The 517-nt window shown below is 52.8% G+C and carries 1 rRNA gene; it reads right to left on the bottom strand.

What is annotated here, in order from left to right:
- A 16S ribosomal RNA gene (locus tag FJ887_RS18205) occupies positions 1-146 on the bottom strand; the annotation flags it as partial.
- Between the last annotated feature and the right edge of the window lie 371 nt (positions 147-517).

Below are 517 nucleotides of genomic sequence, written 5' to 3'. Positions count from 1 at the left end.
TCCCGAAGTCAGGGGCAGGTTACTCACGTGTTACTCACCCGTTCGCCACTCATCCACCCCAGCAAGCTGGGGCTTCAGCGTTCGACTTGCATGTGTTAAGCACGCAGCCAGCGTTCGTCCTGAGCCAGGATCAAACTCTCCATAAAAAATCTTTTACTTCAGTGATCCCGGCAAGACAGTCACCACGCCCACGGGGGTGGACACGGTGACCCATACCACCACAACCCAGGCAAAGGGGTCATGGTGTGGTTGTCTTACCAGAAAACAAATTTCTGGCATCACATTGTTCAAACAAACACGCTATTGGATTCTCAAACCACAAACACACACCCAACCATCACACGAACCATCATCCGCGTGATCAACCGGGGGCATCCACAGGTTGTCCGCTCTCACTGTCTCAACCGCTGCTGTGATCCACCGCATCAAACCATTGTTTGTGCTGGTCACACCCGGTAGAAACACCCTTTGATCGTGGTGTTCCCGGTGAGGCGAACGAGATATAACTCTAGACCAC

The sequence above is a fragment of the Brevibacterium sp. XM4083 genome, from assembly GCF_006489205.2.
Taxonomy (GTDB): Bacteria; Actinomycetota; Actinomycetes; order Actinomycetales; family Brevibacteriaceae; genus Brevibacterium.
The sequence above is the reverse complement of the archived record's forward strand: the minus strand, read 5'-3'. Positions and strand labels throughout refer to the sequence as shown.